This is a genomic window from Pseudoalteromonas sp. C12FD-1, from assembly GCF_037414265.1.
Lineage (GTDB): Bacteria > Pseudomonadota > Gammaproteobacteria > Enterobacterales > Alteromonadaceae > Pseudoalteromonas.
Map to the genome: position 1 here is coordinate 1 of NZ_JBBEVD010000065.1, position 251 is coordinate 251.

Annotated in this window: 1 pseudogene; it reads right to left on the reverse strand. The window is 43.0% G+C overall.

Annotation, left to right across the window (positions count from 1 at the left end):
* Window positions 1–251, reverse strand: a pseudogene (locus WDB87_RS15750) (IS110 family transposase); the annotation flags it as partial.

Genomic DNA, 251 nt, shown 5'->3' on the forward strand with positions numbered 1-251 from the left:
CTTCTTTTGCAATTGCCCATATGTATGCAATCATTTCTCGAGCAATGGCGGTGACAACCAGGTTGTAATGTTTCCCTTTGGCTATCATTTTTTTATAGCGCTTGCAGAGCCTAAGTTGTGCTTTCCACGCAATATCAATAATGTCCTTTGGTAAACCTTCTTGTCGTTTTTGCATATCTGTCGATATATTGGCTGCATATCGATAAGTGTGTGCACCTTCAACAAGAAGGCGTCTTGCTCGGCCGTTCCCG